This window comes from Pseudomonas sp. GL-B-12 (assembly GCF_019955895.1).
Taxonomy (GTDB): domain Bacteria; phylum Pseudomonadota; class Gammaproteobacteria; order Pseudomonadales; family Pseudomonadaceae; genus Aquipseudomonas.
On sequence record NZ_JAHBCX010000011.1, the window covers coordinates 316911 to 330399 of the forward strand.

The window sequence follows — 13489 nt, forward strand, 5'->3', positions numbered from 1 at the left end:
TTTATTTGTAGTAGGGAGCATCAGCACATGCAACTCGGGATTATTGGACTGGGCCGCATGGGCGGCAATATTGCGCGGCGCCTGATGCTCAACGGGCACACCACCGTTGTTTATGACCGCAATACCGCCTTTGTCGAAGCCCTGGCCACAGAAGGCTCCACGGGCGTCACCGATCTGCCAGCGCTGGTCGCTGGCCTGGCCAGGCCGCGTGCGGTCTGGGTCATGCTGCCGGCAGGCGCGCCGACCGAAGAAACCATCGACACCCTGAGCACCTTGCTCGAAGCCGGCGACACCATCATCGACGGCGGCAACACCTTCTATAAGGACGATATCCGCCGGGCGAAGACCCTGTCGGAAAAAGGCCTGCATTACATCGACGTCGGTACGTCCGGCGGCGTCTGGGGCCTGGATCGCGGTTACTGCATGATGATCGGCGGCGATGCCGAGACCGTTAAACGCCTCGACCCGCTGTTCGCAACCCTGGCCCCGGGCCTGGGCGACATCCCGCGCACCAAGGACCGCAAGTCCGATGACGAGCGTGCCGAACACGGCTACATTCACGCCGGTCCCGCCGGCGCCGGGCATTTCGTGAAGATGATCCACAACGGCATCGAATACGGAATGATGCAGGCCTTCGCCGAGGGCTTCGACATCCTCAAGACCAAAAACAGCGAGAGCCTGCCGCAAGACCAGCGTTTCGACCTGAACGTCGCCGACATCGCCGAAGTCTGGCGTCGTGGCAGCGTGGTGTCCTCGTGGTTGCTGGACCTGACTGCCGACGCCCTGGCCAGCGATCCGAAGCTTGACGGTTTCTCCGGGTCCGTGGCCGACAGCGGTGAAGGACAATGGACCATCGAAGCCGCGATGGAGCAAGCGGTGCCGGTGCCGGTGCTGTCGAACTCGCTGTTCTCTCGCTACCGCTCGCGTGGGCAAGGGACCTTTGGCGACAAGGTTCTCTCGGCCCAGCGCTTCGGCTTCGGCGGCCATGTGGAGACCTCGAAAAAATGACCCACGCGATCCGCAGAAAATCCAAGGCTGAACCCGCGCCGCCAACCACGCTGTTCCTGTTCGGCGCCCACGGCGATCTGGTCAAGCGCCTGCTGATGCCGGCGCTGTACAACCTGAGCCGTGACGGTTTACTCGGGAATGGACTGCGGATCATCGGCGTTGACCACAACGCCATCAGCGATGAAGGCTTCGCGAAAAAGCTCGAAGACTTCATCCGCAACGAGGTGGCCACCAGGACCGGCAAGGGCGATCAAGCCCTTGACCCGGCGCTGTGGGCCAAGCTCGCCAAAGGCATCAGCTACGTCCAGGGCGATTTCCTGGACGACAGCACTTATCAAGCGCTGGCGGCAAAAATTGCCGACAGTGGTACCGGCAACGCGGTGTTCTACCTGGCCACCGCGCCGCGTTTCTTCAGTGAAGTGGTGCGCCGCCTCGGCTCGGCCGGCTTGCTGGAAGAAACCCCCGAGGCATTCAGAAGGGTAGTGATCGAAAAACCCTTCGGCTCCGACCTGCATACGGCGGAAGCCTTGAACGCGTGCCTGCTCAAGGTGATGACGGAAAAGCAGATCTACCGGATCGACCATTACCTGGGCAAGGAGACCGTGCAGAACATCCTGGTCAGCCGGTTCTCCAACAGCCTGTTCGAAGCGTTCTGGAACAATCACTACATCGACCACGTGCAGATCACCGCCGCCGAAACCGTCGGCGTGGAAACCCGTGGCAGTTTCTATGAGCACACCGGTGCGCTGCGGGACATGGTGCCCAATCACCTGTTCCAGTTGCTGGCGATGGTGGCGATGGAGCCACCCGCGGCGTTTGGCGCCGATGCGGTGCGCGGCGAGAAAGCCAAGGTCGTTGGCGCGATCCGTCCCTGGACGGTCGAGGAGGCCCGCGCCAACTCGGTACGCGGCCAATACGCCGTGGGTGAGATCGACGGCAAGGCACTGCCGGGCTATCGCCAGGAAAACAACGTCGCCCCCGACAGCAATACCGAAACCTATGTGGCCCTCAAGGTCATGATCGATAACTGGCGTTGGGTCGGCGTGCCGTTCTACCTGCGTACCGGCAAGCGCATGAGCGTGCGTGACACCGAGATCGTGATTTGCTTCAAGCCGGCGCCCTATGCGCAGTTCCGCGATACAGAGGTCGATGAGTTGCAGCCGACCTATTTGCGCATTCAGATCCAGCCGAACGAAGGCATGTGGTTCGACCTGCTGGCCAAGCGTCCTGGTCAGGCCTTGAAAATGGACAACATCGAGCTGGGGTTCGCCTACAAGGACTTCTTCGAGATGCAGCCGTCTACCGGCTACGAGACCCTGATCTACGATTGCCTGACGGGCGACCAGACGCTGTTCCAGCGCGCCGACAACATCGAGAACGGCTGGCGCGCCGTGCAACCGTTCCTGGATGCCTGGCAGCAGGATTCCAGCGTGCAGAGCTATGCCGCCGGGGAAAACGGCCCCAAGGCCGGCGAAGAATTGCTCACCCGTGACGGTCGCGTCTGGCACCGCCTCGGATGAAGGAAACCTCGCAACGCCCCATCCGTTTTCTGCTCAGTGACATGGACGGCACCTTGCTGCTGCCCGATCACAGCCTGAGCCAGCGCACCATCGAAGCGGTCCGCTCGTTGCGCGAGGCAGGTGTATTGTTCAGCCTGGCCACCGGCCGACCACCCAAAGCCATGTTGCAAGTCATTGAAGCGTTGGGCGTCGACCTGCCGACGGCGGCGTTCAATGGCGGGACGCTGGTCAATCCGGACGGCAGTTTGCTCGTCGCGCACTATTTGCCGGCGACTACCGCGTTAACCACATTGACGCTGCTTTGCGACCTGCCTGATGTTGAGGTGTGGGTGTTCAGTGGCGGCGACTGGCTGGTCAAGGATGCGAACGGCCAGATGGTGCCTCGCGAACAGCACGGCCTGGGCTATCCGCCGGTGGTGGTCGACAGTTTCGAGCCGTATCTGGAACGTATCGACAAGATTGTCGCCGCGAGCAACAACACCCAATTGTTGATCGAACTTGAAGCGCGACTGTTATTGCAGGTAGTAGGCCAGGCACAGGTATCGCGCTCGCAACCGGTGTACCTGGATGTGACCGCCATGCAAGCCAACAAGGGCGAGGCATTGGTGGCGCTGGCCAGACATCTCGGCGTGCCGCTGGAACAGACGGCGGCGATCGGGGATGGCGGCAATGACCCGGCGATGTTTCAGGTTGCCGGGTTGTCGATCGCCATGGGGCAGGCGGAGGAGGCGGTAAGGCGTCAGGCCGATGTGGTCACCGGGGCCAATACCGAGGACGGTGCGGCGCAGGCGATCGAACAATACATCCTCCCTCGATAACTACGCCCCCCTGTGGGAGCGAGCCTTTGTGGCGAGGGGGCAAGCCCCCTCGCCACAAAGGCTCGGCGGTGTCAGAGCCAGTAACTCACCGCATACCACCCGAGCAAGCCCATCACCACGGTGTACGGCAATGCCATCCAGACCATCCGCCCGTAAGACAGGCGCACCAGCGGTGCGATCGCCGAGGTCAGCAGGAACAGAAACGCCGCCTGACCGTTGGGCGTCGCCACGCTCGGCAGGTTGGTGCCGGTATTGATCGCAATGGCCAGCGTTTCGAAATGCTCGCGGGTCATCTCGCCCGCCATGAAGGCGCGCTTCACTTCGGTGATGTAGATGGTCGCCACGAACACGTTGTCGCTGATGGCGGATAACAGGCCGTTGGCAATGAACAGCATGCCCGGTTGTTGGTCTGCCGGAAGCGTCAGCACCCAGTGGATCAGCGGGGCGAACAGTTGCTGATCGTGGATCACCGCGACCACGGCGAAAAACACCACCAGCAATGAGGTGAACGGCATGGCGTCCTTGAACGCGGTGCCGAGACGGTGTTCGTCGGTGATGCCGGTAAAGGCGGTGATCAACACGATCACCATCAAGCCGATCAAGCCCACTTCGGCGATGTGCAACGCCAGCCCGGCAATCAGAATCAATGCGGCAAAGCCTTGCACCAGAAGCGCTGCACGTTGGCGCGTGGTGCGCTCGGCATTGTCTTCGGCGGCGTAGTTGGCCAGCACCGCACGGACGTTATCCGGCAGCAGCGTGCCGTATCCGAACCAGCGCAGCTTTTCCAGCAGGACGCAGGTTACCAGCCCGGCAACCAGTACCGGCAGGGATACCGGCGCAATCCGGGTAAAGAACTCGGCGAAGTGCCAGCCCATTTCATGGCCAATCAGCAGGTTCTGCGGTTCGCCGACTAGCGTACAGACACCGCCCAGTGCAGTGCCCACGGCACCGTGCATCAGCAGGCTGCGCAGAAAGGCGCGGAACTGTTCGAGATCGCCGTGGTGCAGGGTGGGCAGATGTTTGTCGTCGCTGAACTCGCTGTCCTGACGTGGATCGTTACCCGAGGCAACGCGGTGATACACCGAGTAAAAGCCTACGGCGGCACTGATGATCACGGCAGTCACGGTCAAGGCATCGAGGAACGCCGACAGAAAGGCCGACAAAAAGCAGAACATCAGGGCCAGCAGGGCCTTGGAGCGGACCCCGAGCAGCAGGCGCGAGAACAGGTACAGCAACAGGTCCTTCATGAAATAGATACCGGCCACCATGAACATCAGCAGCAGGATCACCGGGAAGTTGTGCAGCAACTCGTCGTACAGCGCCTGGGGTGTGGTCATCTTCAGCAGCAGGGCTTCAATCAATAGCAGGCCGCCGGGCATCAGCGGATAGCACTTGAGCGCCATGGCCAGGGTGAAGATGAACTCCAGCACCAACAGCCAGCCGGCAGCCACCGGGCCTGCGGTCAACAGCACCAGGGCATTGAGGATGAGAAAGCCGACGATGCAGGCCTTGTACCAACGGGGCGAGTGCCCGAGAAAGTTGTGCGCGAACGCCTGGGCCATTGAACCGGACATCGGCTGCTCCTTGTCTTGAGAAGCGCGCAACTTGCCGTAAGCGCGCCAGAAGATCAAGCGTAGGAAAAGTGCCGGTGTTTATCCCTGGAAGCGAGCGATGACCGCCTTGTAGTTACCTTGCAGCGAATAGCCTCCCACGATGATGTTTCCATCGGCTTGCGCGGCGACACAGGTGGCGGTATCCAGGCTGGGGCCGAGGCGGGTACGTGTATAGCCGCTGCCTTTGCCAAAACGGCGATCGGGAAGGCCGTTGGGCAGGTATCGCCCGAGAATGAAGTCTGCTTCGACGCCGCCGATGGTGGCGCCCGCCGTCAGCACAGCGCCATCGGGCTGTAACTGCGCGGCGGTCCACTGGCATCCGCTGTAACCGATTTCCCGCCGCTGCGGGTGCCCTCCGTTGCAATGAGTGTCGGGTCGGCCGTTGCTGTGCATTTTAAATGCCAGGCAGTGCATTGGCTCGCGACTGCAGCCAAAACACAGGACGCCGCCTTCGTTTTGCTGGACCACCTGGCTGACCCGGGCGCCATGCCCTTGCGTCTTGAAGGTCATGAATCCATCCACGGCAAAACGGTCGTCGAGGCGCCCGTCCGGGTGATAGCGTGCCAGCAAGCCTTCGTCGGGAAAGTTGATCGATCCACCGACCAGAATTCGGCCATCACGTTGTACCGTCAGGCTGCTGAGCCAGGTATTCATCAGCAGGTGCCTGACCATCACGAAGCCGCGGCCATTGAACGAGTAGTCCAGCGAGCCTTCGACATCCAGTCGTATCAACATACCGACGTGATCGGCCAGTTCGAAGTGATGGTTGGCCAGGATCAGGATCCGGCCGTCTTGTTGTACGTCGATGTCGCAGGCTTCAGCGCCTGGCACACCGGGAGGGAGCCATTTATCGCGCATGCCCAGGGACAGACCGCCAGGCAATCGCACGACACGGCGGCCATTATTGCCAAAGCTTCGAACCAGGCGACCGTCTTGATCCAGCAATGCCAGGGCCGGGAGCGTGCGGTGCGCGTTTTCGTATTGCAGGCCGGCCAACAGGATATTGCCGTCGGGCAGGATCAGGACCTTGGCGCCCATGGCTTCGAACCCCGGCTCGAATTGCCCGATGACGCTTCCTTGTTTGCCGAACGCGAGGTCTGCGCAACCATCCTTCAGCAAGCGGGCCAGGCCAAAGCGGCTGCCATCGGCCATGGCGACTTTTGCGGCTACCAGCAAGCGACCTTGCGCATCGATCGCAACGCCATTGGCCAGGCTGAAAAGGCTGTCGGCGAAATAGACCTGGGTTTTGCCGTTGGCGGCAAACGTCGTATCGAGGGCCCCGGCGTTGTTCCGGGTGGCGGGGTAGGCAAAAGCGGACTGGATAGACATTCGCCGCATCTCCTTGCGAGTCGTCTTGATCCAGAAGTTTGGGTGGCGACTTGTAAGGACAATATTCAATCCCTGAATGAAAGGATGCGCAACGGTAAGAACTAACAGACGGAGGGTCGTTGTGTGCCACAACAGTGTCTTTTCGAACCAATGGCGAGCCTGCAAAGTATCAGGCGTATGCAAAGTTCCAATTAAACAGTGTCAACGAGTGCGCGCGGCCAGAAAAAACCTCGAGCTGAAGACAGGAGGAGGGCGCGGATTACTCCGGAGTAATCCGCAAAACGATCAGTGCGGCATCGACCACGACTGCAGTGTGTAACCTTCCTCGCTCAATTCGGCGCGGGCCTGTTCCAGCAGCAGTTCGAGTTGTGCGGGATCGGAATAAGCGCTGCTTGGGATCTGTTTGCGGCCAATGCTGGTGCTGGTGCGGTCGATAACGGTCAGGCTGAGTTCGCCATTACCGTCTTGTGGAGCCCAGGCCACGCATTTGAATGGTTTGAATGCGCGGTCGGCAATCAGAAGTGCTTCGTTGATACGCAGCGGGGCGTTCATAGGGTCTTCTCTCTGTATGCCCAATCAAGTGATGTGCCGCCGGTTGGGCTTACCGTTCGGCTGGTTACTTGTACTGATGCCCGCAACCGGGGTTTGGGTCACACACAATCAAAAGAAATTTCAAGTTTATTTCACAGGCTCAAGAATGAGCCTGTCATTGAAAGCTGAATGAAAGGAAAGAGTCGTTAGGTAACTAACATAATCGCAACTTATAACTGGTTGCATTGCATCCCTATAGTCAAACGGTACAAGCCCCTGTCAAATTCTTGCTAATGTTACAGTCAGGTCTGCCAAATGACTGTTTTTAATAAATTTTTGTAAATTTGGCGCCAAGGAACAGTCATGAGCGATGCGCCTGCCTTACGACGTTTATTAGTGGTGGACCCCTGTGACGATTGCTATCGTCTGCTCCCTGGATTGCGCGCTATCGGTTGGGACGTTGACAGCTGCACGCTGGAGAACGCCGCCGACCGAACCTGTGACGTGGGCTTGTTACGTTTGCAGCCCTTTCACCTTGAGCACCCGGAGGCTGTCAAAGAGTTGATCAGTCGCAGCGGCACCGAGTGGATAGCCGTACTCAATCAGGACGTGCTGCGACTGCAAAATGTCGGCGACTTCGTCTGTGAATGGTTTTTTGACTTTCATACCTTACCGTTCGATGTGTCCCGGGTTCAGGTAACGCTGGGCCGGGCGTTTGGCATGGCGCGGTTGCGCGGTCAGGGCACGGTCCATGTTGACCAGCCCGAGCACGAATTGCTGGGCGACAGCAAACCTATCCGTGAACTGCGAAAACTGTTGAATAAACTGGCTCCGACCGAATCTCCAGTGTTGATTCGCGGTGAAAGCGGCACCGGCAAGGAAATGGTCGCTCGAACCCTGCACCGACTGTCTCAGCGTCACAGCAAACCCTTCATCGCGATCAATTGTGGTGCAATTCCCGAACACTTGATCCAGTCCGAGCTGTTTGGCCATGAGAAAGGTGCATTTACCGGCGCGCACCAACGCAAGGTCGGGCGGATAGAGGCCGCCAACGGTGGCACTCTGTTTCTCGACGAGATCGGTGACCTGCCACTGGAGTTGCAGGCCAACCTGCTGCGGTTCCTCCAGGAAAAACACATCGAACGGGTGGGCGGCAGTCAGCCGATTCCGGTGGATGTGCGGGTTCTGGCGGCGACGAACGTCGACCTTGAAGCGGCCATCGCGAAGAAACGCTTTCGCGAAGACTTGTATTACCGCTTGAACGTACTGCAAGTGTCGACCGTTCCGCTGCGCGAGCGCCATGGCGACCTGGCGACGCTGGCCAACCACTTCTCCCATTTCTACAGCCGTGAAACCGGGCGCCGCCCACGCAGCTTCAGCGACGACGCGTTGATTGCCATGGGCAAACACGACTGGCCAGGCAATGTTCGCGAACTGGCCAATCGCGTTCGTCGCGGGCTGGTGTTGGCCGAAGGCCGGCAAATCGAGGCCCGTGATCTGGGGTTGATCAGTCAGCATACGAGCACTGCGCCGATGGGCACCCTCGAAGAATACAAGAGCCGGGCCGAACGCCAGGCATTGTGCGATGTATTGAACCGCCACAGCGATAACCTGAGTGTCGCCGCCAAAGTATTGGGTGTGTCGCGTCCAACCTTCTACCGCTTGTTGCACAAGCACCAGATTCGCTGAACCGCAGCCTGAAACCAAAAAACCGTTGCGATTGCAATTGCAGCGGTTTTTTTGTTCGGGTCAGAAGTAGTAAGGGAGTTTCAGGCTGAACTGGAAGTCCGGGGCATCGTCCGTCATGCCGATGGACAGGTTGGGGACGATGGTCAGGTTGTCGGTGGCCGCAATGGTCATGCCGATGTTGAAGTAACCGGCGTTGGCATCGCTGGAAACCACCGATTGCCAATCCCCGCCATCTTCCTTGAGCTTGCTTTTGCGCTGCACCAGGTCAGAGACCGAGAACGACATACTCATCTTTTCGTTCAAGGCGAACGCAATACCGGCGCCAATCTGGAAGCTGTCGCCAATGCGTACTTTGCCCGGTGTCTTGACCGCCGGGTTGGAGCTGATGTCGTCGAAAGATTCTTCCAGGTTGTGCGTGTAGGACAGGCTGCCGAACAGCACTGCCGGATCGAACGTCTTGACCAGAGAGATCCCCGGCGTAATCGCCCAGACGCCATTACCGGTAGGCAAGGATTCAGGCACGGCCAGGTTGGAGTTATCCGCTACCCGAATCAACTTGATGCCGAACGGGTCTTTGCCGGTAGGTGCCTTGACGCGCAAGGTCACCACGGCATCCGGCGTGTTGACCGATTCGTCGAGGAATTTATAGGCGATACCGAAGTTCACGTCACCAATGGTCGGGTCTTCTTTGACGGTGTCTTCGGTCGTGATATTTGCGGCGCCGTTATTGCCGCCACCGGACTGGTACGTGGACTCACGGTAGACCACCGGCACGTTCAGGTCGAACTGCCAGCGATTGTTGAAGTTGTAGCGGCCGGTGAGGTCAAGCGTCCAGGTGTCGGCCTTGATCCGGTCCAGGTTGATGGCGCCCAGGAAGATCGAGTCCAGGGCGAGAAAGCCGTTGAGGATCAGTTGGCGGGTATCGTATCGGGAGTAGGTTATCCCGGTTTCGAAGCTGAACTTGCCACCGCCGAAGAACCCGCTGGCCTCGTCATACAGGTTTGAAACGCTTTGCGCCGGTTGTGAGTCATCGGCCAGCGATTGTCCATAAGAACTGCCGCTACCCCCGGCGGCGCCCCCTGAGGCCGCCGCGGCACCGGTGCCGGTGGCGACTTTCGGATTGCCCTTGAGGTCCGCTGGCGACTTGGCCAGGCGTTTGGGAGGGGGTGAAGCGGGCTGGTCCTCAACCTGGCGGACCCGTTGTTCGAGAACCGCCAGGGCTTTTTGCTGTACTTCGTATCGTTGTTTCAACTCCAGAAGCTCTTGTTTGAGAGCCTCCAATTCCGGGTCAGGTGCTGCCTGCAACATCGCCGCGGGGAGTAGAGCACTCAAGCATGCAACTGCACGCAGTGATACTGATCGGTACATGAAATAAGCCGTCCATTTGTGCCCAACAGTCGTATCTCAGCGTAGTTCAATACCCCAAGGTCCGTAATGCAGCGAGTTGGCTCAGATTGCCGTCCAATACACCAGCACCAGGGCCATTATTGTTGAGCACCACGTTGAGTTGAGTCATGTTGTTGACCACATTGCTGCTGCCCAGCAATCGGGTGTTTTGCAGCAACCCGCCTTGGGCGACTTGTTGCAGGCTTGAGCCCTGATTGTTGTTGGCGGTAATGGCCATCTGAACGCCGCCGCTGGTCGCGGATACGGCGACACTGCCTGCGGCATTGCTGCCGGTAATGGTTTGACCGGCTATCAGCGCCTGACCCTGGCTCGGCACCAGTGCAGGGGCCGTGCTGGCCTCTTTGACGTTGATGGCGATGTTGTTGTTTGCGCTGTTGCCATCGCCTGCGGCCCGTGTGACCTGGGTTATGCCCCGGGAAGTGCTCAGCCCATCGCCCCCCGACACGTGACCGCTACCCGATTTGGGCGAACCGCCATGACCGGACTGCTTGATGGTTGAAACATAGAACTCGGGTTTGACCGTTGCGGCTTGAAGCTGCATCGAGCTGGAGGCTCCGATCAGATCACCACTGGCATTGCGCCAGGTACTGCTCATGACAACACCGAAGCTGATGACCCGCCCCGGCATCACATACCGGCCACGCAACTCGGCCAGTTCCTGGTCCTTGATTTCGATGGGTCTGAACTCATCAGCAAAACCTGAAGTGGTCGCTGCCAGACAGGCAGCGACCACCCAATACGAGGTTTTCATTTGCTGCTCCCGGAGCATCCTGCCCCCTATCATCTTATTGGCGATTAAAAGAAGTCGCTCTGTATGAAACCAAAATCCATCAATTCAGCATCTTTGACCGGGTTGAAGTTATCCATCTTGTTCTTGGCTGTCAGCGGTTCCGGTGGATTGCGTAGCGCATTGGTTTTGTCGTAACCGGGACCGACGATGGCGAAGATAATGCCATTCCAGCCTTTGACAAAGTCATCATGGGAGTAGCGTTTGTGTCCGAGTACCGGGTCGCCGATATAGACCCAGTGCTTGTCCGCCCGCTGCAACACCACGAAGTGCTTGTAGCCGCGAATTTCCATCAGTACCACCACCGGAATCGTCACTGCATCGAGTCTTTCCGGCGGGATCTTGTAGCCCCGGGCGCGCATGCCGATGCGTTCTATGTAGCGCTTCATGTCCAGCATGGAAAAACCCTGGGTACGCACAAGGTCCTGGTCTGCGGTGACCAGCATGCCTTTGATGATGTGCTCCTCATCGACGTCGAGCCAATAGGCCTGGCGCAGTATCGTTGCCAGCGCAGCGGCGCCGCAGCTGAAATCGGTTTTTTGTTCGACGATGTCGCTGAACTTGCGCTCGCGCAAACTCTGTACGTGCTTGTACACCAGCACGCCACCCGGCAGGGCGGCAACCGGCATCTGTGCGGCCTGGGTCAGGCCGGACAGGCAGAGCAGGGCGAAAAGGACAGTCTTACGCATGATCGATACGCCTTGGGGCTGTAGAAAAGCCCCGTCGCCGGGGCTTTCATTGCGATTGCGATCGCGATTACTGGCAAGTTTTGCAGCCTGCGGCGATGGACAGCGAGTTGCTTTGCTGGTTGCCTACGCCGGACGATATGTTCGCTCCGCCGTTGCCGGAGAAGTTGTTCATCGAGCCCGTTATCGAAGCATTGTTGGTTACAGGGGGTCTCCAGCTATCTGGAGTGATCACTTGTTGAGTGGTTACGCCAGCCAGACCGAATACACCCACGGCTACGAAATCAGTCGTGGAATTGCCGTTGTTGGTGACCTTCATCCCGGACGTGCTTTGGTTGGCCGCTGCCGCCGCTAGTGCTACACGGCCGCCCGAAACGGCAATCGCCAGGTTGTTTTTCTGTTGGTTGAAGGCGCCGGTGGTCACGTTGATGCCGATGTTGCCGGAACCGCTGTTGCCGGCGTTATTGAGCGTTGTGTTGTTGGTGTTGGAGCGGTTCCTGGCGGTGTTGCCGTTGCTCCTCTGTGTCGCGCTGGAGACGGCGACGGCAGTGCCAAAAATAAAGCTTTCGTCAGCAGTGGCAAGGGCGGCGGCGTTGTCTTGTTGGTTGCCGTCACCGGCTGCAACGTTGGCACCCATGTTGCCGTTGGAGTTGTTCAGGGAGTTATCGACTTTAGCGTCGTTTTGGGTGCCATGGTTCGATACGGAGTTGTGACTGCTGTTCTGCGAGTCCAGCACGGCGGCCCCGGCGCCTGCTGTAATCTGCAGAAATTGATCCAGAGTCGGGCCTTCAGGCTGAAGGTTGTTGCCTTGCTCAGTGCCCTGACCGTTGCCTTGACCATCAATACCGCCTGCTTGGGCTGCGAATGCCATCACTGCTGCCAGAGCGAAAGCCAGAGGTTTGAGAGCAGTTATCGGGTTCATGGTGTTTCTCCGTGCTCATTAGTTGGTCAAGTGTTGGTACGTCCCTAAACGCACTGTAATGGGGTCAGTCAGCGACCCGGATGCTCAGGGTGTTAGCCATTCGGTTCCCCACCCCGGCACTCTGGTTCACTTGGATGACTCCCCGGCTGCCGGTGAAGGCCTGGTCGCTTGTCACGACCTGGCGACTGCCGTCTGGGGTGCCAGTTGCTCCCGAGTTCGGTAACAACGCCACGTTCTGTTGAGAAAGGGCACTATCGTCAATGGCTTGCGGTGCAGCGCTGATGCTGATGCGCATGGCGTTGGCCATCTGGTTGTTCGCCCCGGCACCCTGGTTGACGCCCAGTACGCCATTGCCATTACTGAAGGCGGCGCCGCCGATATTGGTCGTTGCATCCATCGACGGATTGGCGGGCGTGGTGATTTTCTGCTGGACGCTGGTGGTCGCACCGGCTTGGGTACCAATGGCGATTGCGCGGACGTTGGCCTGCTGCTGTTGATCACCGGCCGCCTGGTTGACGTTGAAGTTGCCTCGGTATTGAGTACCGGAATCCTGAATGGAGGCGGTGTTAACCGAACTGACGCCCGAATCGGCCATCACACTGGTGCAGCCGAGCAGGGCAAGTAACAGGAGGGATCGACTCATCTCATTGGCCTCCCGCTATTCTGCCCAGTGAGCCGAGGCCGGTGCTCATGGCGCGGTTGATGGTTCCGGAAATGGCACCGCCACTGCCGCCACCGTGGCCGACGGACATGCCAGGCAAACCATTGGGGTTGGTGATGACGTTGAGGCCTTGCATTCCACTCAGGCTTTGCCCGTTACTGTTACGAAGGGCCGTTCCGGTGGTTACTCCGGCAATGTCGGCGTCGCTGAGTTCGCCGGTGACGCGGGCTGATGGGTTGGCATTGATGGTGTTCGGGTTCGGATCCCTGCCGCCGCTGCGACCGATGGGAGTCGGGTGAACAGAACGATCAAGCACGATGACACCGTTGCCTTCGGCTTGAGCGTTGAAACTGAGTATCGTGCCACCTGCGCTCGCGATCAGCAGGAGGCACGCCAAGCCCTTTTTGTTGAATATCCCCACGACGGTTATTCCTTCATTTGACGGCCGTCCCTGGTCAGCTGTTTAAGGAATAGAGCGAAACCTGTGCCGGTTTTTGAATATCGCGTTGATTCAATGG

Annotated in this window: 13 protein-coding genes; 4 read left to right on the forward strand and 9 right to left on the reverse strand. The window is 59.1% G+C overall.

What is annotated here, in order from left to right; translation table 11 throughout:
• Nucleotides 1-27: 27 nt before the first annotated feature.
• The 3 genes from gnd to KGA85_RS07590 are packed head-to-tail and all read left to right on the forward strand — an operon-like array spanning nt 28 to nt 3346.
• Nucleotides 28-1008: a phosphogluconate dehydrogenase (NAD(+)-dependent, decarboxylating) gene (gene gnd, locus KGA85_RS07580; protein ID WP_223457085.1), complete on the forward strand. Its 981-nt coding sequence runs from the start codon at nt 28-30 to the stop codon at nt 1006-1008.
• Nucleotides 1005-2528 carry a glucose-6-phosphate dehydrogenase gene (gene zwf, locus KGA85_RS07585; protein ID WP_223457087.1) on the forward strand — a complete coding sequence of 508 codons (1524 nt, stop codon included), beginning with the start codon at nt 1005-1007 and terminating at the stop codon, nt 2526-2528. Before gnd ends, zwf begins: the two co-directional genes overlap by 4 nt.
• Complete coding sequence (locus KGA85_RS07590; RefSeq protein ID WP_223457089.1) at nt 2525-3346, forward strand: HAD family hydrolase; 822 nt, start codon at nt 2525-2527, stop codon at nt 3344-3346. The genes zwf and KGA85_RS07590 overlap by 4 nt, the downstream gene beginning before the upstream one ends.
• Before the next feature lie 71 nt (nt 3347-3417).
• Here KGA85_RS07590 and nhaB read toward each other — a convergent pair whose 3' ends face one another.
• The 3 genes from nhaB to KGA85_RS07605 form a co-directional block, all read right to left on the reverse strand.
• Nucleotides 3418-4920, reverse strand: coding sequence for a sodium/proton antiporter NhaB (gene nhaB, locus KGA85_RS07595; RefSeq protein ID WP_223534826.1), 1503 nt, complete (start codon nt 4918-4920; stop codon nt 3418-3420).
• A 78-nt stretch (nt 4921-4998) separates the two neighbouring features.
• Entirely contained in the window at nt 4999-6288 is a 1290-nt protein-coding gene (locus KGA85_RS07600) for a hypothetical protein (RefSeq protein WP_223457092.1), read from the reverse strand.
• Between the two features lie 285 nt (nt 6289-6573).
• Nucleotides 6574-6840 carry a hypothetical protein gene (locus KGA85_RS07605; RefSeq protein WP_007970062.1) on the reverse strand — a complete coding sequence of 89 codons (267 nt, stop codon included), beginning with the start codon at nt 6838-6840 and terminating at the stop codon, nt 6574-6576.
• Nucleotides 6841-7182: 342 nt separating this feature from the next.
• On the opposite strand from KGA85_RS07605, the gene KGA85_RS07610 reads away from it, so the two are divergent.
• Nucleotides 7183-8508 (forward strand): sigma-54 dependent transcriptional regulator, encoded by a 1326-nt coding sequence (locus tag KGA85_RS07610; protein ID WP_223533435.1) that lies wholly within the window; start codon nt 7183-7185, stop codon nt 8506-8508.
• 60 nt (nt 8509-8568) lie between these two features.
• Here the strand turns inward: KGA85_RS07610 and KGA85_RS07615 are convergent, their stop codons facing one another.
• The 6 genes from KGA85_RS07615 to KGA85_RS07640 all read right to left on the reverse strand — a co-directional run bounded on the left by KGA85_RS07615 (nt 8569) and on the right by KGA85_RS07640 (nt 13392).
• Nucleotides 8569-9876, reverse strand: a complete 1308-nt coding sequence (locus KGA85_RS07615; RefSeq protein ID WP_223457096.1) for a hypothetical protein — start codon at nt 9874-9876, stop codon at nt 8569-8571.
• 46 nt (nt 9877-9922) lie between these two features.
• Complete coding sequence (locus KGA85_RS07620; protein ID WP_223457098.1) at nt 9923-10684, reverse strand: hypothetical protein; 762 nt, start codon at nt 10682-10684, stop codon at nt 9923-9925.
• Nucleotides 10685-10710: 26 nt separating this feature from the next.
• Nucleotides 10711-11391 (reverse strand): C39 family peptidase, encoded by a 681-nt coding sequence (locus KGA85_RS07625; protein ID WP_223457100.1) that lies wholly within the window; start codon nt 11389-11391, stop codon nt 10711-10713.
• Between the two features lie 67 nt (nt 11392-11458).
• The gene (locus tag KGA85_RS07630) at nt 11459-12310 is read right to left on the reverse strand and encodes a heme utilization protein (protein WP_223543036.1); all 852 of its coding nucleotides are present in this window, start codon (nt 12308-12310) and stop codon (nt 11459-11461) included.
• Nucleotides 12311-12374: 64 nt separating this feature from the next.
• Nucleotides 12375-12953: an adhesin gene (locus KGA85_RS07635; protein WP_223457111.1), complete on the reverse strand. Its 579-nt coding sequence runs from the start codon at nt 12951-12953 to the stop codon at nt 12375-12377.
• Between the two features lies 1 nt (nt 12954).
• Nucleotides 12955-13392, reverse strand: coding sequence for a hypothetical protein (locus tag KGA85_RS07640; protein WP_223457113.1), 438 nt, complete (start codon nt 13390-13392; stop codon nt 12955-12957).
• Nucleotides 13393-13489 lie beyond the last annotated feature (97 nt).

Coding starts and splice junctions, on each gene's coding strand:
- gnd (WP_223457085.1), top strand. CDS start 28: ATGCAACTCGGGATTATTGGACTGGGCCGCATGGGCGGCAATATTGCG.
- zwf (WP_223457087.1), top strand. CDS start 1,005: ATGACCCACGCGATCCGCAGAAAATCCAAGGCTGAACCCGCGCCGCCA.
- KGA85_RS07590 (WP_223457089.1), top strand. CDS start 2,525: ATGAAGGAAACCTCGCAACGCCCCATCCGTTTTCTGCTCAGTGACATG.
- nhaB (WP_223534826.1), bottom strand. CDS start 4,920: ATGTCCGGTTCAATGGCCCAGGCGTTCGCGCACAACTTTCTCGGGCAC.
- KGA85_RS07600 (WP_223457092.1), bottom strand. CDS start 6,288: ATGTCTATCCAGTCCGCTTTTGCCTACCCCGCCACCCGGAACAACGCC.
- KGA85_RS07605 (WP_007970062.1), bottom strand. CDS start 6,840: ATGAACGCCCCGCTGCGTATCAACGAAGCACTTCTGATTGCCGACCGC.
- KGA85_RS07610 (WP_223533435.1), top strand. CDS start 7,183: ATGAGCGATGCGCCTGCCTTACGACGTTTATTAGTGGTGGACCCCTGT.
- KGA85_RS07615 (WP_223457096.1), bottom strand. CDS start 9,876: ATGTACCGATCAGTATCACTGCGTGCAGTTGCATGCTTGAGTGCTCTA.
- KGA85_RS07620 (WP_223457098.1), bottom strand. CDS start 10,684: ATGCTCCGGGAGCAGCAAATGAAAACCTCGTATTGGGTGGTCGCTGCC.
- KGA85_RS07625 (WP_223457100.1), bottom strand. CDS start 11,391: ATGCGTAAGACTGTCCTTTTCGCCCTGCTCTGCCTGTCCGGCCTGACC.
- KGA85_RS07630 (WP_223543036.1), bottom strand. CDS start 12,310: ATGAACCCGATAACTGCTCTCAAACCTCTGGCTTTCGCTCTGGCAGCA.
- KGA85_RS07635 (WP_223457111.1), bottom strand. CDS start 12,953: ATGAGTCGATCCCTCCTGTTACTTGCCCTGCTCGGCTGCACCAGTGTG.